Consider the following 21,998-nt stretch of genomic DNA (forward strand, 5'->3'; position numbering starts at 1 on the left):
TTCCAGGTGTCCGAAACGTCCGAGGGGTGCCGCTGATGGGGTGGGATCTGACCCCCGATTGGCTCGATGACGCGGTCGAGTCGGGCACTGAGGCCGTCGGCGACGGTGTGGAGTGGCTGGGGAACAAGTCCGCGGAGGGTTTGGACAAGGTCGGCTGGGAGGGCGGGGCGGACTGGGTCCGTGACAAGTCCCGTTCGGCGGCGAACGCCTTGGGCGCCGATGTCGCCGAGTTCCAGCTGGACGAGACCGAGGATCCGAAGAAGCTGGTCTTCGGGAGCGCCGGCAAGATCCGGTCCACGGCCACGCATCTGCGGGACTTCCAAAAGGCGTTCGACCAGGTGGGGCGTGGGTTGAAGGGGGTGGATCCGTCCCGGCTGAAGGGCCGGAGCGCGGATGCGTTCGGGGAGAAGGTGGCGGACGAGCCGGCGAAGTGGTTCAAGGCCGCGGACGCGTGTGAGAAGGCCGCGCTGGCGCTGGACGGCTTCGCGGGGACCGTGGAGTGGGCGCAGGGCCAGGCGCAAGAGGCCATCGACGCGTACAAGGCGGCGAAGAAGGCGTCGGAGGAGGCGCGTTCGGCCCACAACGGGAAGGTGGACACGTACAACGCGGCGGTGGACACGTACAAGGCCGCTGTGGAGGACGGTAAGGAGCCGGGGGCGAAGCCGAAGAAGCCGGGGGATTTCGCCGACCCGGGCCCCGCCAAGGCGCAGGCCGCGCAGGAGAAGCTGGACGAGGCGCGGCGGCAGCGGAACCGGGCGGAGGAGACGGCGGTCAAGGCGGTGGCGCAGGCGCGGGACGCCGCCCCGCCCAAGCCGTCGTACAGCGAGCAGGTCGCCGATGGGCTGGAGGGTCTGCAGCTGGACACGTCGCATTTCCTCGGCGGTGTGGTGAAGGGGACGGCGGGGCTGGTCAATTTCGCCCGTGGGCTCAATCCGCTGGACCCGTACAACATCACCCACCCCGCCGAGTACGTGACCAACCTGAACAGCACCGCGGCCGGGCTGGTGACGATGGCCAATGATCCGGTCGGGACGGGCAAGACCATGCTCGACGCCTTCGCCAAGGACCCGGGCGAGGGCCTGGGCCGGCTGGTGCCCGAACTGGTCGGCACCAAGGGACTCGGCGCGGCCCGGGCGGGCATGGGCGCCGCCCGGGAGGGCATGGCGGCGGCCCGGTATGCGCGGGGTGGGGAGGATGCGGCTCGTGCGGCGCTGCGCAAGGAGGGGTCGCATCCGTTCGCGCGCGAGGATGCCGGGAGGCCGTGCAAGGGCACGGACCCGGTGGACCTGGCGACCGGGAAGATGTTCCTGCCCCAGACGGATGTGACGCTGCCCGGCGAGCTGCCGCTGATCTTCCGGCGCCGGGTGGAGTCCGGTTACGCGGCGGGGGGCTGGTTCGGTCCGTCGTGGTCGAGCACGGCCGACCAGCGGCTGGAGATCGACCCCGAGGGTGTGGTGTTCATCAGCGAGGACGGCCTGCTGCTGGCCTATCCGCACCCCGCCCCCGGCCTGCCGACCCTCCCCGAGGCGGGTCCGCGCCGGCCGCTGGAGCGGGACGCGCAGGGCGACTACACCCTCACCGATCCCGACACCGGGCACACCCGCCACTTCACCGGCCCGGAGGGCGGGGGCGACGGAGTGGCGAGGCTGGCACAGGTCATGGACCGAAGCGGCCGTTTCATCACCTTCGACCACGACAGCGAGGGGGCGCCCACCGATGTCGTCCACTCGGCCGGCTATCACCTGAAGCTGACCACCGCCGACGGCCGGATCACCGCCCTCCACCTGGCGGGCGCGGCCGAGGACGGCTCGGATCAGGAACTGATCCGCTACGGCTACGCCGACGGCAATCTCACCGAGGTCATCAACTCCTCAGGGCTGCCGCTGCGGTTCGCGTACGACGACGAGCGCCGGGTCATCTCCTGGACGGACACCAACGACCGCCGCTACGACTACGTCTACGACAACCGCGACCGCTGCATCGCGGAAGGCGGCGAAGCGGGCCACATATCGATCCGTATCGACTACGACCGCTTCGACCAGGCCACCGGCCACCGCATCACCACCGTCACCACCCCCGACGGCCACACCAGCCGCTACGTCATCAATGACGCCTGCCAGGTCATCGCCCAGACCGACCCCCTGGGCCACACCACCCGCACCACCTACGACCGCCACCACCGCCCCCTGGCCCACACCGACCCCCTCGGCCACACCACCACCCACACCTACGACGAGGCCGGACACCTCACCACCGTCACCCGCCCCGACGGCCACACGGCCTCCGCCACCTACGACGCGCTCGGCCTCCCCCTCACCCTGACCGGAGCGGACGGCGCCACCTGGCGGCAGACCTACGACGAGGCGGGCCGCCGCACCAGCCTCACCGACCCCGCCGGCCACACCACCCGCTACGCCTACGACGACCACGGCCACTTGATCGCCACCACGGACGCGCTGGGGCAGACCACAGCCGTGATGTGTGACCCCGCGGGCCTCCCGGTGGAGATCACCGACCCGCTGGGCGCCACCACCCGCTACCGGCGCGACCCCTTCGGCCGCCCCACCACCATCACCGATCCGCTCGGCCACACCACCCACCTGGAGTGGACGGTGGAGGGCAAACTCGCCCGGCGTGCCCACCCCGACGGGTCCCAGGAGAGCTGGACGTACGACGGCGAGGGCAACTGCACCAGCCACACCGCCCCGGGCGGCGGCACGACCTCTTACGAATACACGCACTTCGATCTGCTCACCGCCCGGACCGGCCCGGACGGGGTGCGCTACGAGTTCGCCCACGACGCCGCGCTGCGCCTGACCCAGGTCACCAACCCCCAGGGCCTGACCTGGTCGTACGACTACGACCCGGCCGGACGCCTGGTCGCCGAGACCGACTTCGACCACCGCACCCACACCTACGCCCACGACGCGGCGGGACACCTCACGGCCCGCACCAACCCCCTCGGCCAGACGGTGGCCTTCGAACGCGACGCGCTCGGCCGTACGGTCCGCAAGACCGCCGACGACCGGACCACCGCCTACGGCTACGACCCCGCCGGGCGCCTGGCCTCGGCCACCGGGCCCGACGTCGAGTTGATCTACCAGCGCGACCGCATGGGCCGCGTCAAGTCCGAGATGGTGAACGGCCGGGTCCTCACCCACACGTACGACGCGCTGGGCCGCCGTATCCGCCGTATCACCCCCACCGGGGCCACCACCACCTACACCTACGACGCGGCGGGCAACCGCACCACCCTCACCGCCTCCGGCCACACCCTCGACTTCGACCACGACGCCGCGGGCCGCGAGACCAGCCGCCGGATCAGCGGGGACCTCACCCTCGCCACCGTCCGGGACCCCCTCGGCCGGCTCACCGAACAGACCCTCACCGGCCCAGCCGCCGCCACCGCCCCTCTCCACCACCGCGCCTACACCTACCGCGCCGACGGCTACGTCACCACCATCGACGACCGGCTCACCGGCCCCCGCACCTTCGACCTCGACGCGGCGGGCCGCGTCACCACGGTCCGGGCCCGGAACTGGACGGAGAGCTACGCGTACGACGAGGCGGGCAACCAGACCCACGCCACCTGGCCGGAGCGACACCCCGAAGCCGATGCGACAGGAGACCGGACCTACACCGGCACCCGCATCACCCGCGCCGGAGACATCCGCTACGAACACGACACCGCGGGCCGCCTCACCCTCCGCCAGAAGACACGCCTCTCCCGCAAGCCCGACACCTGGCACTACACCTGGGACGCAGAGGACCACCTCACCACCGTCACCACCCCCGACGGCACGGTCTGGCGCTATCTCTACGACCCCTTCGGCCGCCGCGCCGCCAAACAACGCCTGGCCGACGACGGCGAAACGGTCATGGAGCAGGTGGACTTCACCTGGGACGGCTCGACCCTCGTCGAACAGACCACCAGCACACCGGGCCTCCCCCACCCCATCTCCCTGACCTGGGACCACCAGGGCCGCCACCCCATCGCCCAGACCGAGCGGATCACCGACGCGACCTCCCAACGCGAGGTCGACCAGCGGTTCTACGCCATCGTCACCGACCTCGTCGGCACCCCCACCCACCTCATCGACGAGTCCGGCGAGATCGCCTGGCACGCCCGCACCGCCCTCTGGGGAACGACCACCTGGGCCGCCACCAGCACCACGTACACACCCCTCCGCTTCCCCGGCCAGTACTACGACCCGGAAACCGGCCTCCACTACAACCACCACCGCTACTACGACCCCACCACCGCCCGCTATCTCACCCCCGACCCCCTCGGCCTGATCCCCGCCCCCAACCCCGCCACCTACGTCCACAACCCCACCACCTGGAGCGACCCGCTGGGGCTCGGGCCGTACCCCGACGGCGAAACTCGTTCCGGGATCGGGAAATTTCTCAGCAAGGTCTTCGGCCGCCAACCCAGCGCCGCAGAGGCGGCCGACGCGGCGATGAGGGCCAAACGGGTGCCCATGCGACTCGGCGATCTGGAAGACGTCAGACTGCCCGACCGCGGAGACCCGGAGAAGCTGGCGGCCATACGCGGAATGGACGACGAGCGCCTGCTGGAATCGATCAACAACCCGGATGAGCTGGGCGGCAGTGTCGTCCTGGACAACGGAGAGGTGGTCAACGGCAACCACCGCATAGGCGAGGCCCTGGATCGCGTGAACGACCCGTACTCTCCAGGAATCACTCCCGACACACAGGTATGGGTGGTCCCATGAGGAACTGGCTGAGGACATCCAGACGAGCCCGGTCGTGGTTCGGCTGGCCCGTCCCCGCCGCCGTCATGACGGCATCGCCGTCCCGCATGCGGGAGCTTGTGGAGACCGCGAGGACGAGCGGCTTCAGCAGGACGGGCAAGGGCCTGGACCTGGAGTCGGGGCAGCTCTTCGTGGTGATCCCGTATCTCCCGGAGCCCTCACCCGTGAAGAGCTGGATGTGTCTGATCGCGGCTATTCCGCATGGCATGGAGTTGGGGGCCGGGGAGAAGCCGCGCTACGAGTTCGCCAGGCTCGACATCGCCGAGAAGGACTTCGATTCGCTCTCTCCGGCCAAGGCGAAGATGAGGGATCAGCTTGTCCATTGGCTGGCGTGGGACGCGTACCAGGGCCGACGGAGGGAATAGCCGCAGGAAGGGCTGCACAAGCTACACAAGCTGCACCGGCGGCTACACGAAGAGCTTGTCCGGGTTCAGCAGCCCCAGCGGGTCGAAGACCTGCTTGATGCCGCGCTGCAACTCCACCCCCACCGGGCCGAGTTCCCGCGCCAGCCACTCGCGCTTGAGGACCCCCACCCCGTGCTCGCCCGTGATCGTGCCGCCCAGCTCCAGGCCCAGGGCCATGATCTCGTCGAAGGACTCCCGCGCGCGCCGCGTCTCGTCCGGGTCGGAGGGGTCGAAGCAGACGGTCGGGTGGGTGTTGCCGTCGCCGGCGTGGGCGACGACGCCGATGGTCAGGCCGTACTTCTCGGCGATCGCGGCAGCCCCGTCGATCATCGCGCCGAGCTGTGAGCGCGGAACGCAGACGTCGTCGATCATCGTGACGCCCTTGACCGCCTCCAGGGCCGGGAGGGTCAGCCTGCGGGCCTGGAGCAACAGGTCGGACTCGGCGGTGTCCTCGGCGGGGACGACCTCGGTGGCGCCCGCGGCGGTGCACAGCTCGCCGACGGCGGCGAGGTCGGCGGCGGGGTCCGGGGTGTCGAAGCCGGCCAGGAGCAGGGCCTCGGTGGAGTCCGGCAGCCCCATGTTCGCCATCGTGTTGACCGCCTGGACGCTGGTGCGGTCCATGAGTTCGAGGAGCGAGGGGGTGTGTCCGCTCTCCATGATCTTGCAGATGGCGTCACTGGCGGTCGCGGTGGACGGGAACTCGGCGGCGAGGACCAGCTGCTGGGGCGGGGCGGGCTTGAGCGCGAGCACGGCGCGGACGACGATGCCGAGGCTGCCTTCGGAGCCGACGAACAGCCGGGTCAGGTCATAGCCCGCGACGCCCTTGGCGGTGCGGCGGCCGGTCTTCAGCAGCCGGCCGTCGGCGAGGACGACGTCCAGGCCCAGTACGTATTCGGCGGTGACGCCGTACTTCACACAGCACAGGCCGCCGGAGGCGGTGCCGATGTTGCCGCCGATGGTGCACTCCTCCCAGCTGGAGGGGTCCGGCGGGTAGTAGAGGCCATGCTCCATGACGGCGCGCGACAGAACGGCGTTGACCACGCCCGGCTCGACGACCGCGATCCGGTCGACCGGGTTGATCTCCAGGATCCGGTCCATCTTGATCAGGGAGAGGACGATGCAGCCGTCGGAGGCGTTGGCGGCCCCCGACAGGCCCGTACGAGCCCCCTGCGGCACGACCGGGACACGAAGGACGGTCGCGGTACGCATCACGTGCTGCACCTGCTCGACGCTGCGCGGGAGGACGACGACGGCCGGGGTGCCCGCCTCGCAGAAGCTCGCCATGTCGTTGGCGTACGAGCTCATGACGTCGGGGTCGGTCAGGACGGCCTCGGAGGGGAGGCCCTCCCGCAGCATCTCCATCAGATCAGCCATGGCTCCAGACTCGCACCCGACCGTCCGGGAGGGAAGATCGCCACGGCAGCGGGTGGTGCGGGAGCGGGCGGCTGGGTCGGCGCCGGAGCTACGGCTGTTCCTGAGCCGTCAGGGCCGTCAGAGCCGTCAGAGCCGGCAGTTCCCGTGCGCCGCCCTCGCCGACCGGCACGACCGGCACGACCGGCACCTCGTCCTCGGCCGTGTCGGGCGCGGGGACGGAGAGCACTCCCAGCGCGCCCGAGGCGGCGGCCTTCCCTCCCCCGAGGGCGAACTTATTCCTGGTCAGCCGCCCTTTGGCATACATATCTTGCACATCTTGCGCCATTCGAACCTCAACAACTCCCCATACACCACGCGGCGTTGTACTGGATAGCAACGCGCCGAGTGTAGACGGTCCGAAGTTCGTAACAGCTTTAGTTCGTACTTTCGCGCAAGTGGACCGGGGCAAAGGGGTCGTCAGAGGTTGCCGCGCCTGGCCTGCTCGCGCTCGATCGCCTCGAACAACGCCTTGAAGTTGCCCTTCCCGAAGCCCATCGAGCCGTGCCGCTCGATCAGCTCGAAGAAGACCGTCGGGCGGTCCTGCACCGGCTTGGTGAAGATCTGCAGCAGGTAGCCGTCCTCGTCGCGGTCGGCGAGGATCTTCAGCTCCCGCAGCGTCTCCAAGGGCACCCGGGTCTCGCCGACCCACTCGCCGAGCGTGTCGTAGTACGACTCGGGGGTGTCCAGGAACTGGACACCGGCCGCGCGCATGGCCCGTACGGTCGCGACGATGTCGTTCGTGGCGAGCGCGATGTGCTGGACGCCGGGACCGCCGTAGAACTCCAGATACTCGTCGATCTGGGACTTCTTCTTGCCGACGGCGGGCTCGTTGAGCGGGAACTTCACCTTGCGGGTGCCGTCCGCGACGACCTTGGACATCAGCGCGGAGTACTCGGTGGCGATGTCGTCGCCCACGAACTCCTTCATGTTGGTGAAGCCCATGACGTCGTTGTAGAAGGTCACCCACTCGTTCATCCGGCCCAGTTCGACATTGCCCACGCAGTGGTCGACGGCCTGGAAGTTACGGCGGGCGGGCGGCTCGACCAGCGGGGCGGCGGGGGCGAAGCCGGGGAGGTAGGGGCCGGTGTAGCCGGAGCGGTCGACGAGGGTGTGGCGGGTGTCGCCGTACGTGGCGATGGAGGCGAGCACCACCGTGCCGTACTCGTCCTTGACCTCGTGCGGCTCCTCGATACCGGAGGCGCCGTGGGCGATGGCGTACGCGTACGCGGCGCGCGCGTCCGGCACCTCGATGGCCAGGTCGATGACGCCGTCGCCATGGGCCGCGACATGCTCGGCGAGGAAGGTGCCCCATCCGGTGGCGGGCTTGATGACGGAGGTGAACACGAAGCGGGCGCCGCCGGAGACGAGGACATAGCTCGCGGTCTCCCGGCTGCCGTTCTCGGGCCCGGCGTAGGCGACGAGCCGCATGCCGAACGCGGTGGAGTAGTAGTGCGCGGCCTGCTTGGCATTGCCGACGGCGAAGACGACCGCGTCCATCCCCTTCACCGGGAAGGGGTCCGCCCGACGCGCGCCTTCTCCCGTCACGGCCAGGGTGTGATCCAAGGTCTCAGTCATGTCTTTACCGTTACTCCACGGCTCAGGATGCGCAACAGTTCGATGATTCGATGGACAATGCGTACAGCTGGTCCGGTGAACAGCCGGGCATTCTGTACACAGTGACCACCCTCACACTCTCACCCTCAGCAGGAGGACCGCCGTGGCAATCGACCGGCTCGACGCCCGACTGATCACACTGCTCGCCGAGGAGCCCCGGATCGGCGTACTGGAGGCGTCCCGCCGACTCGGCGTCGCGCGCGGCACGGCGCAGGCGCGGCTGGACCGGCTCCAGGCCCAGGGCGTGATCCGGGGCTTCGGGCCCGAGGTGGACCCGGCGGCCATCGGCTATCCGGTCACGGCCTTCGCGACCCTGGAGATCAAGCAGGGCCAGGGCCCGGACGTACGGAGCCACCTGGCGAGCGTCCCGGAAGTGCTCGAACTGCACACCACCACCGGCCACGGCGACATGCTCTGCCGCCTGGTCGCCCGCTCCAACGCGGACCTGCAGCGGGTGATCGACCGGGTGGTGGGGTTCGAGGGGATCGTGCGGGCATCGACGACGATCGTGATGGAGAACGCGGTGCCGCTGAGGATCATCCCGCTGGTCAAGCAGGCGGCAGAGGACTGACCGGCTCTCCCGGACGATATTCCAAAGACTCCGTTGCAAAGATCTAGATGCAAAGAAATCCTTGCAATGGATTCTTTGCATGCTTACGCTGCCGCCATGGCCGAGAACGAGAAGCCGACGCCCGACGATGATGTACGGGTGCTCGACGCCCGCTCCCTGCGCGGGCTCGCGCACCCCCTGCGGATGCGCCTGCTCGACGCGCTGCGCGCGTACGGGCCGGCCACCGCTTCCCAACTTGCCGACCGGCTGGGCGAGTCCAGCGGCGCCACCAGCTACCACCTGCGGCAGCTGGCCGCCCACGGCTTCGTCAAGGACGATCCGGAGCGCGGCAAGGGGCGCGAGCGGTGGTGGCAGGCGGCGCAGCGCGGCACACGCGTGAACTCCGAGGATCTACTGCGTGACGCCGACGCGTCCCTACGCGGTGCGATGAGCACCCTGCTCCACGAGCACGCCACCGCCCACGGCCAGGAGACGTCCACTTGGCTCGCCACCTGGCGCGACTGGCCCGAGGAGTGGCGCCGCGCCTGGGACATCAGCGACTTCGCCATCCGCCTCACCCCTGAAGTCGCCGCCGAACTGCGCGACAAGGTGCATGAGGTGATCGAGAGCTATCGCGAGAAGGAAGTCAGCCAGGACACCGAGGGCTCGGCCCGTTTCCGGGTCCATCTGCACGCCTTCCCGCGCGACGACGACTGACCGACCCTGGGGGGAACGACCATGTACGGCGACGACATCCATCTGCGGCTGCACCGCATCCGGGCCGAGCAGCTGCACCGCGAGGCCCTGCGCGCCCGCGCACGGCACCGGCCTCGCCCGCCCCGCCGATCACGCCCCCCGAGGCGGCTGCGGAGCCAACTGGGCTGGACGCTGGTCGAGGTGGGCCTGCGTCTCGCGACGCCGCGCCCCCGGCCGGGACAACAGCCGGGCCTGGCGGCCCGGCTGTGAGCGCCCGGTCGGGCGCCCATCGGTCAGGCGCCCGTCCCCACCTTCTTGAGCCGCGACAGGGCCAGTTCATGACCGCCCACGGTCGGAACCCACACAAGCGGATCAAGGGGTGTGGACATGCTGCCGGCTATGACAGGCCTCTACGACGGTCGACCGCTCGGCTGTGGCTCAACAGCCGCTCTGCGGTGGTGAGTCAGCGGTGTTGAATCAGCAGTGTTGAGTCAGCAGTGCGGCACCTGGCTGCCTGACTTCAGCGCCACCAGCGAGTTGACCGCGCCCTTGAGCGTGGTGACGGGGATCAGCCGCAGCCCCTTGGGGAGTTCGGCCTTGGCGTCCGAACACTCCGCCTTCGGAACCAGGAACACCGTCGCCCCGTCCCGCCGGGCCGCCTGCGTCTTGAGCGGCACCCCGCCCACCGCGCCCACCTTGCCGCCCGCCGTGATCGTGCCGGTCCCCGCGATCGTACGGCCGCCGGTGAGATCGCCGCCGCGCCCGTCCCCGTCGAGCTTGTCCACGATCCCGAGCGAGAACAGCAGCCCGGCGCTCGGCCCGCCCACGTCCGCGAGGCGCAGCCGCACCTTGACGTCCTTGGAGGAGAGGTGGAGATAGCCGAGCGCGGCCTTGGTGGCGTCGTCCTGGGACTCCTCCATCTCCTTGGCGTTGTGCGCCTCGATCTCCTTGGTCGAGTTGCCGACGGGGTAGACGGAGTCGCGCGGCATCACGGCGCGGTCGGTGTCGAGCCAGCCGCTGATGACGTCCTTCAGCCGAACCGTGGCGTCCGGCCCGGTCGCCGCGATCGTCGTCATCCGCAGCTGCCCGGTGGTCTTACGGGCCTTCGCCTCGGAGATCTTGATCACCGGCCCACCGTGGTCCGAACCGAGCACATTCACGGTCGTGCCGGGCTCCGCCACGGAAAAAGGCAGCGGCGCGAAGGCGGCAACCGCGAGGAGGGCGATAACGGGCGCGGAGCAGATCGCGACGATCCGGGCACGCGGGGAGACGGCAGGCATGGTGTGAATCTAGTTGACTCCCGGGGTGCGAGGTGCGTCGCCCCGGCGGCTGGCCGCCCCGGCCCCACCGCCGTGGCCGCCGCCCGCCGTGGCCGGCGGTGATCAGCACGGCGCCCGACAGCACGGGGTCGCCGGCGGCGGCAGGCGGCAGGCCTCGCGGCAGCCGTCAGCGCAGACATCAGCCCCAAGCCGCGGCGTGGAGCATCCGCCCCAGACCGCGGCGCGGACCGTCAGCGCAGGCCGTCAGCGCAGGCCGTCAGCGCAGGGCGTCAGCGCAGGGCGTCAGCGACCTCGCGGGCCGCGTCCACTACGCGTGGACCGACCCGTTCCGGCACCGCGTCGCAGAGCATCACCACGCCCACGCTGCCCTCGATCCCGGTCACCCCGACCAGGGGCGCGGCCGCGCCGCTCGCGCCCGCTTCCAGTTCGCCGTGGGTGAGGACGTAGCCGGGGTCGCCGCCCCGGCCCGAGCGGGCGGACAGGATGGCGCGGCCCGCGGCGCCGCGGTCCAGGGAGTGGCGGAAGCCGGCTCGGTAGGCGACGTGGTAGTCGGTCCAGGTCGGTTCGACGACCGCGACCGCCAGCGCCTCCGCGCCGTCGACCAGGGTGAGATGCGCGGTGGCGCCGATGTCGTCGGCGAGGGCGCGCAGCGCGGGCAGCGCCGCCTCGCGCAGCAGCGGATGGACCTGGCGGCCGAGCTGCAGCACGCCGAGCCCCACCCGCGCGCGGCCGCCGATGTCGCGGCGTACGAGGGAGTGCTGTTCGAGCGTGGCCAGCAGGCGGTACACCACGGTGCGGTTGACGCCGAGCTTGTTGGACAGCTCGGTCACGGTCAGCCCGTGGTCGGTGTCGGCGAGCAGTTTGAGGACGCGCAGTCCTCGGTCGAGCGTCTGGGAGGTCTCCGCGGTCACGACGCCCCCTCCTCTGTATGAGTGGCGGCTCTTGGCAGAGGGCGCCGCCGGTCCCGACGACGGCGCGCCAGAGGCCGCCGGTCGTGGTCGCACGCACCGGCTGCGCTCCGCGGCGGCGCTGCCACGGGGCGTGTGCGTTGGCCGGAACGGTAGCGAGCTGGTCCGCTAAGCGAAAGAGTTTGTCCAGAATCCGAGCAGAGCTACCCTGCGAGGGGTCGTATATACGCCGGGATGGTGGGCTTTCGCCCCGATTCCACGACGGGTTCATATACAAGGCGGAAGGGCTTACGGGGAAGCCCTTCCGCAGACTTACAGCGCCGTGGGCGCCGGGTACGGCGTCACGGCGTACGCCGTCACCGCATCCGTGTCGCCCACTCCCGCACCTTCTTGATCCGCTCCCGGATCTGCCCCGCCGTCGCCTCCGCGCTCGGCGGCCCGCCGCACACCCGGCGCAGTTCGGTGTGGATCACCCCGTGCGGCTTACCGCTCTGGTGGACGTACGCCCCCACCAAGGAGTTGAGCTCCTTGCGCAGCTCGAGCAGCTCCTTGTGAGTGACGACCGGCCGCCGCTCCGCCGGGAGTTCCAGCAGGTCAGCCTCAGTGTCCGGCTTCTTGCGGCTGTGCGCGATCTGCCGTGCCTGCCGCCGCTGGAGCAGCATCTGCACCTGGTCGGGCTCCAGGAGCCCGGGGATGCCGAGGTAGTCCTGTTCCTCCTCGCTGCCCGGGTGCGCCTGCATGCCGAACTCGGCACCGTCGTAGAGCACTCGGTCGAAGACCGCGTCCGACTCCAGCGCCTCGAAGGGCAGCATGTCCTGCTCGCCGGTGTCCTCGTCCTGCTGCTTCTCGGCCTCCTGGAGAAGCTTCTCCTCCTCGGCGTACGGGTCCTCCTCCTCGCCCTCCTTCTTGGGCTTGTCGAGGACGTGGTCGCGTTCGACCTCCATCTCGTTCGCGAAGCCGAGCAGCATGGGGATGGTGGGCAGGAAGACGGAGGCGGTCTCGCCGCGCCGCCGGGACCGTACGAAACGGCCGACGGCCTGCGCGAAGAACAGCGGGGTGGAGATCGTGGTCGCGTACACGCCGACGGCCAGGCGCGGCACGTCCACGCCTTCCGACACCATGCGGACCGCGACCATCCAGCGGTCTTCGGAGTGGGTGAAGTCCTCGATGCGCTGCGAGGCCCCGGAGTCGTCGGACAGCACGATGGTGGCTTTGCTGCCGGTGATCTCGCGGATCAGCTTGGCGTACGCGCGCGCCGAGTCCTGGTCGGTCGCGATGACGAGCGCGCCCGCGTCCGGGATGGACTTGCGGACCTCGGTGAGCCGCTGGTCGGCGGCGCGCAGCACGTTCGGCATCCAGTCGCCGCGCGCGTCGAGCGCGGTGCGCCAGGCCTGTGAGACGGCGTCCTTGGTCATCGGCTCGCCGAGGCGCGCTTCGAGTTCGTCGCCGGCCTTGGTCCGCCAGCGCATGTTGCCGCTGTAGGAGAGGAAGATGACCGGCCGGACGACGCCGTCGTTCAGGGCGCTGCCGTATCCGTATGTGTAGTCGGCGGCCGAGCGCCGGATGCCGTCGTTCCCCTCCTCGTAGGCGACGAAGGGGATGGGGTTGGTGTCGGACCGGAAGGGGGTGCCGGTCAGCGCGAGCCGGCGGGTGGCCGGCTCGAACGCCTCCAGGCACGCCTCGCCCCAGGACTTGGAGTCGCCGGCATGGTGGATCTCGTCGAGGATGACGAGGGTCTTGCGCTGCTCGCAGCGGTTGCGGTGCAGCATCGGCCGTACGCCGACGCCCGCGTAGGTGACGGCGACGCCGTGGTAATCCCGCCCGACGGGCCCCGCGCTGTACTCGGGGTCCAGCTTGATGCCTATCCGGGCCGCGGCCTCCGCCCACTGCTTCTTCAGATGCTCGGTCGGCGCGACGACCGTCACCTGTTGCACGACGTGGTGGTGCAGCAGCCAGGAGGCGAGCGTCAGCGCGAAGGTGGTCTTGCCGGCGCCGGGGGTGGCGACCGCGAGGAAGTCGCGGGGCTGCTCCTGTACGTACTTCTCCATCGCGCCCTGTTGCCAGGCGCGCAGCTTGCTCGCGGTACCCCAAGGGGCCCGCCCGGGGAAGGCGGGCGAGAGGTGATGGCTGGTGGTGGAGGAGGCGGTAGTAGTCACGGTCTCCGTCGGGCCGATCGGCGAGGGGGTTCGAGGACCGCGTCAGCCTACCGGTGCCATCCTTCACGCTTGGGGGCTACGCCCCGGGTCCACCCGGAGGTGGGATTCAGCTCACATCGCCGCGTGCAGCGCGCGCAGTCCGGCCGCGATGTCTTCGACGTCCTCGACCACGCCCGCGGCCACGCCGACGACGAGCTTGTACGCCTCGTCCTGGTCGACGTCGAGCATCTCCGTGCCGTTGATGTCGAGGAAGACGACCGTGGACATCCAGCACATGCGCTTGTTGCCGTCCACCAAGGGGTGGTTGACGGCGAGCGACTGGAGCAGCGCGGCCGCCTTCTCGAACAGGTCGGCGTAGGCCTCGATGCCGAACATCTGCGACTGCGGGCGGTGCACCGCCGAGCTCAGCAGCCCCAGATCACGCACTGCGATCTGCTGCCCCCCACAGGCCATTTCCGTGAGGTCCAGCACTTCCTGGACCGTCAGGTACTTCACTTACTCCCCCAGCCTCCGCAGCAGGTCCGCATGGCGTGCCGCGTACTTCGCCCCCAGGCGCCGGACGGATTCCCGGTCAGCCTCTTGCTCCAGATACCGGTCGATCGCCTGAAGCACTATGGCGTGCATGCTGCGGCCTTCCTCTTCGGCCCGCTGCTTGAGCGCCTCTTGCTGGTCGTCGCGCAGACGGAGATTCATTGCCATACCAGCACGGTACCACTTCTGGGGTCAAAGTGGTACCACTCTATTGAGTGGCGGGCCGCAGCCGCGTCGTCAGCGCCGCCCCCAGCAGCGCCACCGCCGCCATCGCCACGTACACCGCCGCGAACGCCCCCGGGTGCCCCGTCCCCGCCGTGGCCCCCTCTCCCACGTGGCCCCCCGCCACCGAGCCGCCGCCGAAGCCCACGAACAGCACACCGCTCAGCCCCACCAGCGTGATGTTGCCGAGCGCGTCGGAGACCTGGAGGGAGGCGGAGTTGCTGCCCGCCTCCTTGGGGCCGGAGAGCTTGAGGAGCAGCACGCTGCCGCTGGAGATGACCAGCCCCATCCCGTAGCCGCCGATCACCCACGCCACGGCGACCAGCCACGCCGGTACGGAGTCGACGAGCGCCAGCGGGACCAGGCCGATGGACAGCGCGATCAGCAGCATGCCGCCCGCCATCAGCCGCTCGCGGTGCGGCTCCAAACGCGGGCGGCTCTGGGTGTACGAGCCGAGCGCCCAGGTCAGTCCGCCACCGGTGAGCGAGAGCCCGGCCGCCGTGGCCGACAGGCCGCGCTCGGTGACGAGCATCAGCGGTACGAAGCTCTCCGCGCCGAGGAAGGAGCCCGCCGCGACACCGCGCAGCAGCACCACGGCCGGCAGCCCGCGGGCGGCCCGGAAGGTGCCCCGGGGCAGCAGCCGCAGCACGCAGGGGACGAGCAGCGCGAGGCCCGCCGCGGCGGGGAGCAGGGAGATCCAGGCCAGGTCCTGGCCCGCGTACTGCAGCAGGCCCGCGCCGGACGCGACGGCGAGTGCGAGGAGGATGCGGCGGCGGTTCATGGCCGGGGAGGGCTCGCCCCGGTCCACCTTGCGCAGGGCGGGCAGCATCACCGCGAGCGGCAGCAGTATCAGCACCGGGATGGACAGGAAGACCCAGCGCCATCCGGCCTGTTCGGTGACCGTCCCCGCGACCAGCGGTCCGACGATCACCGGCAGCACCCAGGCGGCGGAGAAGGAGGCCAGCACGGCGGGTTGCAGCCGTTGCGGATACGCGCGGCCGACCAGTACGTACAGCGCGACGATCACCAGCCCGCCGCCGATCCCCTGCACCGCGCGCCCGCCCACGAACGTCCACATGTCCTGCGCCGAGCCGGAGAGCACAAGACCGGCCCCGAAGGCCGCGATCCCGGCGAACAGCGGCGCGAGCGGCCCCCTGCGGTCGCACCACTCGCCCGACAGCGCCATCGCGAACAGGCTCGCGGTGAAGTACGCGGAGAAGGCGTACGCGTACAGCTCGACCCCGTCGAGGGCGCGGGCCGCGACCGGCATCGCCGTGTTGACCGCGCTCGCCTCGAAGGCGATGAGGGAGACGACGGACACGATGCCGAGGGTGAGGGCGCGGTAGCGCCGCCCGAGTACGGAGCCGCCGCCGTCTTCGGCTTCGGTGTCGGTTATGTCTTCGGCGTTGGCTGTGTCTTCGGCGTCGGCTGGTGCGGTGGGACTGTGCGCGACGTCGGTGTCGCGCGGGTCGATAGCGGTCATCACGCCAGCGTAAGAGGCGTTTCCGTGGGACACACCTGGCGCGGGGCGGAGATGGCCTCGGCCCTCGGTCCTAGGCTCGGCAGCCTGCCGCGATCGGCGTCACAGATTCGAAACCGGTCATTCAGGATTCGGTAAGCGACATCGGTTCGCCATGCTCACACCCATAGACTTTCGGCCAGGTCGCCACACAGCCTTCTTCGCGATGTTCGGCCTCAACCTCACTCCATGCCTGATCGTGGACGACCAGGCCCGCACCACGGGGGAATCGTGCCTTCCAGCCGCCCAGCCATCCGCCCATTTTTCGCCACTGCCGTGCTTGTCACCGCAGCGCTCACCCTCACCGCCTGCAGCGGTGGCAGCAGCGGCAGCTCGCACTCCTCGAGAAGCCACGCCGCGAAGAAGGCCAACAAGAAGAAGTACGGCAAGAAGATCAAGAACGGGGGCGGGAACGGCAGCGGCGGCTGCTCGACGACCGCCAACGGCCGCAAGGTCATCTGGATCAACAACGTCGAAGGCGCGATGAACAACATCATCGCCAAGAACGCCAAGCGGCAGTGCACCACGAGCTCGCACCAGGGCAAGGCGTACCGGGCGGTCGGGGCGCTGCACACCTACTCCGTCGCCTCGGGCGGCGCCAGGGTGACGATCATCAGCAAGAAGGACTCCACACAGCGGGCCCTGACCGCCCAGAACGGCGGCATCGCGCACATCAAGACGTGTGCGGACCCCAAGGGCAAGCAGTACGACGGCGGGCAGTCGAAGGTGGACGCCGGCGACTGCTGGGGCCGGAACTTCTACGAAATCACGGTCGACGGCAATGGCAAGATCACGGAGATGACCGAGATCTACGCGTCGTAATACGCGTCGTAAGGCGAATGGGGCAGGCGACGGGGGCCGGGGCCCGGAGCGGCCGCCGGGCCCCACACCGCCCTTTGGGCGCCGCGACCGTTACGTCGTAAGCAGCACCCCGCCGTAGCCGACGCCCGCGACCACGACCCACGCACACAGCCCGAGCGCCGCCACGCGCCCGCCCGTACGGGCCAGCGAGGGCAGGTGCACCGCGCTGCCGAGGCCGAAGAGGGCGGCGGCGAGCAGCAGCTCCTGGGCGGTCGCGGCGGTGTCGAGCGCGGCGGACGGCAGCCGGTCCGTACTGCGCACGGCGACCATGGCCAGGAAGCCGAGGACGAACAGCGGCACGAGGGGTGGCCGCCGGGTCGCGGGGTCGGTACGTCCGGCCTCCTCACCGAGCCGGGCTTCCCCGCCGACCTGGTCCTGCTGGGCCGACTGGGCCTGCTCGGCCTGCTCGGCCTGCTCGGCCCCCCGCGCCCGCCGGGCCCGTACGGAGACGGCGACCGCCGCGACGAGCGGCGCCAGCAGCGCCACCCGCATCAGCTTCACGAGCACCGCCTCGCCCAGCGCCGACGGCCCGGCCGTCTGCGCGGCGGCCACGACCTGCCCCACATCGTGCACGCTCGCCCCGACCCACCGGCCGAACCGCGCGTCGCTGAGCCCCAGCGGGTGCTGGAGCAGCGGCAGTACGGCGATGGCGAGCGTCCCGCACAGCGTCACCAGGGCCACGGACGTCGCGACGTCGCGCTCATCGCTGTCCGACACCTCGCTGACCGCGCCGATCGCGGACGCGCCGCAGATCGCGTAGCCGGTGGCGACCAGCAGCGGCTGGTCGCCGCGCAGACCCATCCGGCGGCCGAGCCACCACGTACCGAAGAACGTGGCCGCGACCACGCCGCACACCATCGCCACGCTCGCCCAGCCGAGGCCCAGCACATCGTCCAGGCTGAGCTTGAGCCCGAGCAGCACCACGCCCAGGCGCATCAGCCGCTTCCCCGCGAACGACAGCCCGGCCCGGCCACCGCCCCGTACGACCCCGCGCGTGCCCGGCAGATGCGCGGCGAGGATGCCCAGCACGACGGCAACGGTCAGCATCGGCACGCCTGGCACCGCCAGGTGCACCGCCCAAGCCCCCGCCACCCCGAGCCCACCGAGCCCCAACCCGGGCAAAAGAACCCGAATCCGCGCCGCGCGGCGGGACACCGCAGGCGCCACGGCCTCGGGCGCGCAAGGCGCGGACGCCGTGCCGTGGGGTCCCGTGCCCGCGCCAGCCGCACCCGACGGCCGCGTCGGAGTGCCGCCGGGCGCGGGGTGCCCAGGCGCCGCGCCGTCCGCCGTGCCGCCCGCCGTACGACACACAGTCGCCCCCGGCCCCGCGGCCGCGCCGCGCACGCCCGGCACACCGTCGGCACCCGGCGCCCACGCCGCGCCCGCCCCGTCGGCACCCGGCGCGCCCTCGGCGCCCGACGGGCCGCCCCGCGCGTCCGTCAGCGCCATGGCCCAGCCCACCCGCATCGGCCCCAGCCCCAGCCCTGGTCTCGCCCTCGGCCGGGCGTCACGGCCGCCGCCGTTCCAGGGCGGCGGCGCCGCGGGCTCACAGGTCCTCACCCTCCGGCAGGGCGTACACGCGCCGGACGCTGCTGCCCAGCCGGGCGACGTCCGCGCCGTAGACGTGGATGGAGATCGCCATGCCCGCACCCGCGTTCCACACCCTGTGGATATCTCCCGGCGGCGCGAACCCGGCCACCGAGCCGAGCGGGTTGGTCACCTCCGCCACCGCGACCAGGCGGGAGGTGGTGCCGTCGGGGACGAGGTCGTAGCGGCGCTCGCGTTCCTGGCCCTCGTGGACACCGGCCACGCACCACGAGACGTGGTCGTGGATGGCGGTGCGCTGGCCGGGCAGCCAGACGAGGGCGACGACGGAGAAGCTGCCGTCGGGTTCGGCGTGCAGGAGGTGCTGGCGGTAGCTCGCGGCGTCGCCCTGCCGTTGGGCCGCGGTGAGCAGGTCGGGCGCGCCCAGGTGGGGGGCGAGGCGGTCGGCGACCAGCTGGGCGGTCAGGTCCGGCGCCAGGCCACGCCCGACGGCCTCGCGTACCTCGTCGACGAACGTGCTCATACGCGCGGTCCGGCGCAAGGCGGACGGCGCGGAGGCAGACAGCGCGGAGGCAGGCGACGCGGGAACAGGCGGCGCGGTGGCGGTCGGAGTGGTCATGGCCGCAGGGTCCTGCCGCCGGAACCATCACGTCCAACGACGGTTTCTTCGCGAACCTCAACAGCTGCTTATGGGTCAGCAGCCGACCCGGTTCGCCGCCACCGCCTTCAGCTCCTCCAGCACCATCTCCGTCGCCGGCACCCGCAGATGCTCCCGCAGCACGTACGCCGAGACATGGCGGCGCGAGGCGGGCTCCAGGGCGCGGCCGGTGACCTTCTGGTGGCAGAGGAAGGAGAGGACGAGCCCGGGCATCATCGCCACGCCGAGCCCCGCCGCGACCATGCTCTGGATGACCAGGTTGTCGTCCGTCGTAAAGGCGATATCGGGGGCGAAGCCTTGCTCAGCGCACTCGTGCAGAAAGTTGGCGCGGCAGCGCAGACAGCCCGCTATCCAGCGCTCCCCGCTCAGCTCCGTGAGCTTGACGGCCCGCCGCCGGGCCAGCGGATGGCCGGTGGGCAGCAGCACGGTCAGCTGGTCTTCGAGCAGGGGGATCTCGACCAGTTCGGCGGGGGCCTGCTCGCGCAGGCCCGGGTAGGTGAAGGCGAGCGTGATGTCGCATTCGCCGCGCACCACCCGCCCCAGCGACTCGGGCGGCTCGCCTTCGAGCAGTTCCACCCGCACCCCCGGGTGGGCGGCGGCGAGGCGGGCCATGGCCTCGGGGATGAGGGTGGCGTTGGCGCTGGGGAAGCCGCAGAGGCGTACGTGGCCGGCGCGCAGCCGGGTGATGGCGTTGAGCTGCTGCCGGGCGGCGGAGATGGAGTCGAGGATGACGTCCGCGTGGCGGGCCAGGGTCTCCCCGGCCTCGGTGAGCCGCATGCCACGGCCGACGCGGACGAAGAGCGGGCTGCCGACCTCCCGTTCCAGCGCCTTCATCTGCTGCGTGATCGCCGGTTGCGTATAGCCGAGGGAGCGGGCAGCGGCGGAGTACGAGCCGACGCGGACCACCTCGTGGAACGTCTTGATGTGCCGGGAGTCGAACACCCTCGAATCATAAGCGCAACTTGGGGTTCGGGCACATCTCCCCTCCCTCGCTTTTGGATCACCCGCCAAACCCGCCTAGGCAAGTACGCCTTGACAAATCCAAACTGTCAAGGCGTACTTGCCTCATGACGATCCCCGATCTTGACGACCTCATCGCGGAAGTCGACCGGACCTGCGCCACCGCCCACCGCCCCGGCGGACAGGAGCAGCCCGACTGGCTGGCCCTCCTGACCACCGCGGCAGACCTGGCCGGCCGGCTGCAGGCCCTCGCCGACGACCTGGTCGAGGACTACGTCGAGCACTGCCGGATGCACGGCCGCTCATGGACGGACATCGGTACGGCCCTCGGCGTGACCCGGCAGGCCGTGCAGCAGCGCTTCCACGCACCCCATAAGCGCTACGGCCCCGAGACGATGAGCGAAGAACTCCGCCAGGCCATGACGCACGTCAAACGGGCCGCGGTGCAGCACCGCAACAACTACATCGGGACCGAGCATCTGCTCTGGGGCCTCACCGCCGAGGACAACAGCGCCACCCGCCTCCTGAGCGCCGCCGGCGCATCGCCCGAGACCCTGCACAGGGCCATCGGCGACCGGCTGAGCATGGGGGCGTCACAGGCGGCCGAACGCATCGCCTGGACCCCCTACTCCCGCAAGGCCATCGCCCTCGCGGAGGAACTGGCGGAGGGACTGGCGGAGGGACTGTCGGAGGAGCGGTCGCAGGAGCGGTCGCAGGAGACGGGCTCGGCTCATATCGACTGCGACCATCTGCTTCTGGGGCTCGCCCGGATCGGCCGCGGGGTGGCGGCGGCGGTACTCGACGAGGCGGGCCTGAGCGCGGAAACCCTCGGCGCGGCGGCCGGCTCAGCCCAGAAACAGGCGACGTAGAGGTCGCGCAGATTGGCGCGGGGGCGCGCCCGGCAGCAAACCGGGCACACCGTCGCGGTGTCACGGCGAGGAAGGTCATGTGGGTGCGCGGGTGGCCCGGATGAAGCGGGCGCCCCACTCCTGGACGTACGTGGCGAACTCCGGCGGCCCCAGGACCTCGAACTCGGCGCCCACGTTGCCCAGTGCCTGGGTCGGCCAGTCGAGGGAGGTCGAGGTCATGGTGAGTCGGCAGCTGTCCTGATCGAGCGGTTCGATCGAGCCCCAGCGGCCGACCACCTGCCGCACCCGCGAGGAGGGCGCGTGCACAAGGACCTCGACGGTGTACGGAGCCGGGGCCCCGCTCGCTGCCTGGACGAAGGCCACGGCGTCCTCGGCCGGGAGCAGGCGCGACCGGAAGCGCGTGCCGGTCGCCGTCGGCTCGGTCAGCCGGTCGAGGCGGAAACTACGCCAGTCGTGCCGATCCAGGTCGTAGGCCACCAGGTACCAGCGTCCGCCGAGTGCGACGACGCGGTGCGGCTCGACCTCGCGCTCAGTGGGTGCGGAGCCCCTGGCCGTATAGCCGAACCGCAGCCGCTCCTCGTCCCGGCAAGCCTGGGCGACCGTGGTGAGCACCCCCGCCGCGACGACCGGCCCGGACACGACAGCGGAGAGGGTCATCGCCCGCAGGGCGTCCACCCTGGCCCGCAGCCGGGGCGGCAGGACCCGTACCACCTTGGTGAGTGCGCGCAGCGACGCCTCTTCCATCCCCGCGATCCCGCTCTGCGCCGCGTCGCCGACGCCCACTGCGAGGGCCACCGCCTCCTCGTCGTCCAGCAGCAGCGGCGGCAGGACGGCGCCGGGCGCGAGCTGGTAGCCGCCGTCGGTGCCCCGGGCCGCGCCGACCGGGTAGCCGAGCTCGCGCAGCCGCTCGACATCGCGGCGCAGCGTCCGCTCGGAGACCCCGAGCCGGTCGGCCAGTTCCGGGCCGGACCAGTGCCGGTGGGTCTGCAGCAGCGAGAGCAGTCTGAGGGTCCGTGAGCTGGTGTTCGCCATGGCGG

20 protein-coding genes are annotated in these 21,998 nt (G+C 71.0%); 7 read left to right on the forward strand and 13 right to left on the reverse strand.

The features are described 5' to 3' along the window. The first annotated feature begins 35 nt into the window (after positions 1-35). Both ACWDSL_RS04775 and ACWDSL_RS04780 read left to right on the forward strand, forming a co-directional pair. A complete protein-coding gene (locus tag ACWDSL_RS04775; RefSeq protein WP_450481708.1) occupies positions 36-4,736 on the forward strand; it encodes a putative T7SS-secreted protein in 4,701 nt (1,566 codons plus the stop codon). An 86-nt stretch (positions 4,737-4,822) separates the two neighbouring features. Beyond that, positions 4,823-5,140: a hypothetical protein gene (locus ACWDSL_RS04780; RefSeq protein WP_450481710.1), complete on the forward strand. Its 318-nt coding sequence runs from the start codon at positions 4,823-4,825 to the stop codon at positions 5,138-5,140. Positions 5,141-5,182: 42 nt separating this feature from the next. On the opposite strand, the gene ACWDSL_RS04785 is transcribed toward ACWDSL_RS04780, so the two are convergent. The 3 genes from ACWDSL_RS04785 to hppD all read right to left on the reverse strand — a co-directional run bounded on the left by ACWDSL_RS04785 (position 5,183) and on the right by hppD (position 8,167). Further along, positions 5,183-6,553: an FAD-binding oxidoreductase gene (locus tag ACWDSL_RS04785; RefSeq protein WP_450481712.1), complete on the reverse strand. Its 1,371-nt coding sequence runs from the start codon at positions 6,551-6,553 to the stop codon at positions 5,183-5,185. An 88-nt stretch (positions 6,554-6,641) separates the two neighbouring features. Next, complete coding sequence (locus ACWDSL_RS04790; RefSeq protein WP_450481714.1) at positions 6,642-6,857, reverse strand: hypothetical protein; 216 nt, start codon at positions 6,855-6,857, stop codon at positions 6,642-6,644. 152 nt (positions 6,858-7,009) lie between these two features. After that, positions 7,010-8,167 carry a 4-hydroxyphenylpyruvate dioxygenase gene (gene hppD, locus ACWDSL_RS04795; protein ID WP_450481715.1) on the reverse strand — a complete coding sequence of 386 codons (1,158 nt, stop codon included), beginning with the start codon at positions 8,165-8,167 and terminating at the stop codon, positions 7,010-7,012. Positions 8,168-8,309: 142 nt separating this feature from the next. On the opposite strand from hppD, the gene ACWDSL_RS04800 reads away from it, so the two are divergent. The 3 genes from ACWDSL_RS04800 to ACWDSL_RS04810 all read left to right on the forward strand — a co-directional run bounded on the left by ACWDSL_RS04800 (position 8,310) and on the right by ACWDSL_RS04810 (position 9,722). Then, positions 8,310-8,777 (forward strand): Lrp/AsnC family transcriptional regulator, encoded by a 468-nt coding sequence (locus ACWDSL_RS04800; protein WP_385621045.1) that lies wholly within the window; start codon positions 8,310-8,312, stop codon positions 8,775-8,777. A gap of 96 nt (positions 8,778-8,873) precedes the next feature. Continuing rightward, the gene (locus tag ACWDSL_RS04805; protein WP_450481717.1) at positions 8,874-9,473 is read left to right on the forward strand and encodes an ArsR/SmtB family transcription factor; all 600 of its coding nucleotides are present in this window, start codon (positions 8,874-8,876) and stop codon (positions 9,471-9,473) included. A gap of 21 nt (positions 9,474-9,494) precedes the next feature. Beyond that, complete coding sequence (locus ACWDSL_RS04810) at positions 9,495-9,722, forward strand: hypothetical protein (protein ID WP_450481719.1); 228 nt, start codon at positions 9,495-9,497, stop codon at positions 9,720-9,722. Positions 9,723-9,943: 221 nt separating this feature from the next. Here the strand turns inward: ACWDSL_RS04810 and ACWDSL_RS04815 are convergent, their stop codons facing one another. The 6 genes from ACWDSL_RS04815 to ACWDSL_RS04840 form a co-directional block, all read right to left on the reverse strand. Then, entirely contained in the window at positions 9,944-10,732 is a 789-nt protein-coding gene (locus ACWDSL_RS04815) for a S16 family serine protease (RefSeq protein ID WP_450481721.1), read from the reverse strand. A 269-nt stretch (positions 10,733-11,001) separates the two neighbouring features. Continuing rightward, positions 11,002-11,643 carry an IclR family transcriptional regulator gene (locus ACWDSL_RS04820; RefSeq protein ID WP_089512356.1) on the reverse strand — a complete coding sequence of 214 codons (642 nt, stop codon included), beginning with the start codon at positions 11,641-11,643 and terminating at the stop codon, positions 11,002-11,004. 353 nt (positions 11,644-11,996) lie between these two features. Further along, complete coding sequence (locus ACWDSL_RS04825) at positions 11,997-13,796, reverse strand: DEAD/DEAH box helicase (protein WP_450481724.1); 1,800 nt, start codon at positions 13,794-13,796, stop codon at positions 11,997-11,999. 111 nt (positions 13,797-13,907) lie between these two features. Next, positions 13,908-14,291, reverse strand: coding sequence for a type II toxin-antitoxin system death-on-curing family toxin (locus ACWDSL_RS04830; protein WP_450481726.1), 384 nt, complete (start codon positions 14,289-14,291; stop codon positions 13,908-13,910). After that, positions 14,292-14,489, reverse strand: a complete 198-nt coding sequence (locus ACWDSL_RS04835) for an Arc family DNA-binding protein (protein WP_311039883.1) — start codon at positions 14,487-14,489, stop codon at positions 14,292-14,294. A gap of 46 nt (positions 14,490-14,535) precedes the next feature. Continuing rightward, entirely contained in the window at positions 14,536-16,032 is a 1,497-nt protein-coding gene (locus ACWDSL_RS04840) for an MFS transporter (protein ID WP_450481728.1), read from the reverse strand. Between the two features lie 312 nt (positions 16,033-16,344). Between ACWDSL_RS04840 and ACWDSL_RS04845 the strand changes: the two genes are divergently transcribed. Then, the gene (locus ACWDSL_RS04845; RefSeq protein ID WP_450481730.1) at positions 16,345-16,890 is read left to right on the forward strand and encodes a hypothetical protein; all 546 of its coding nucleotides are present in this window, start codon (positions 16,345-16,347) and stop codon (positions 16,888-16,890) included. A 90-nt stretch (positions 16,891-16,980) separates the two neighbouring features. Here ACWDSL_RS04845 and ACWDSL_RS04850 read toward each other — a convergent pair whose 3' ends face one another. The 3 genes from ACWDSL_RS04850 to ACWDSL_RS04860 form a co-directional block, all read right to left on the reverse strand. Then, positions 16,981-18,096, reverse strand: coding sequence for a YeiH family protein (locus ACWDSL_RS04850; RefSeq protein ID WP_450481761.1), 1,116 nt, complete (start codon positions 18,094-18,096; stop codon positions 16,981-16,983). A gap of 379 nt (positions 18,097-18,475) precedes the next feature. Continuing rightward, positions 18,476-19,093 (reverse strand): cysteine dioxygenase, encoded by a 618-nt coding sequence (locus ACWDSL_RS04855; protein ID WP_450481732.1) that lies wholly within the window; start codon positions 19,091-19,093, stop codon positions 18,476-18,478. Between the two features lie 75 nt (positions 19,094-19,168). Further along, positions 19,169-20,074: a LysR family transcriptional regulator gene (locus ACWDSL_RS04860; protein ID WP_385621019.1), complete on the reverse strand. Its 906-nt coding sequence runs from the start codon at positions 20,072-20,074 to the stop codon at positions 19,169-19,171. Positions 20,075-20,199: 125 nt separating this feature from the next. Here ACWDSL_RS04860 and ACWDSL_RS04865 point away from each other — a divergent pair, with 125 nt between their 5' ends. Beyond that, positions 20,200-20,961: a Clp protease N-terminal domain-containing protein gene (locus ACWDSL_RS04865; RefSeq protein WP_450481735.1), complete on the forward strand. Its 762-nt coding sequence runs from the start codon at positions 20,200-20,202 to the stop codon at positions 20,959-20,961. A 75-nt stretch (positions 20,962-21,036) separates the two neighbouring features. Here ACWDSL_RS04865 and ACWDSL_RS04870 read toward each other — a convergent pair whose 3' ends face one another. Beyond that, positions 21,037-21,993, reverse strand: a complete 957-nt coding sequence (locus ACWDSL_RS04870) for a helix-turn-helix transcriptional regulator (RefSeq protein WP_450481737.1) — start codon at positions 21,991-21,993, stop codon at positions 21,037-21,039. Positions 21,994-21,998: the final 5 nt, after the last annotated feature.

This window comes from Streptomyces sp. NPDC000941 (assembly GCF_053599555.1).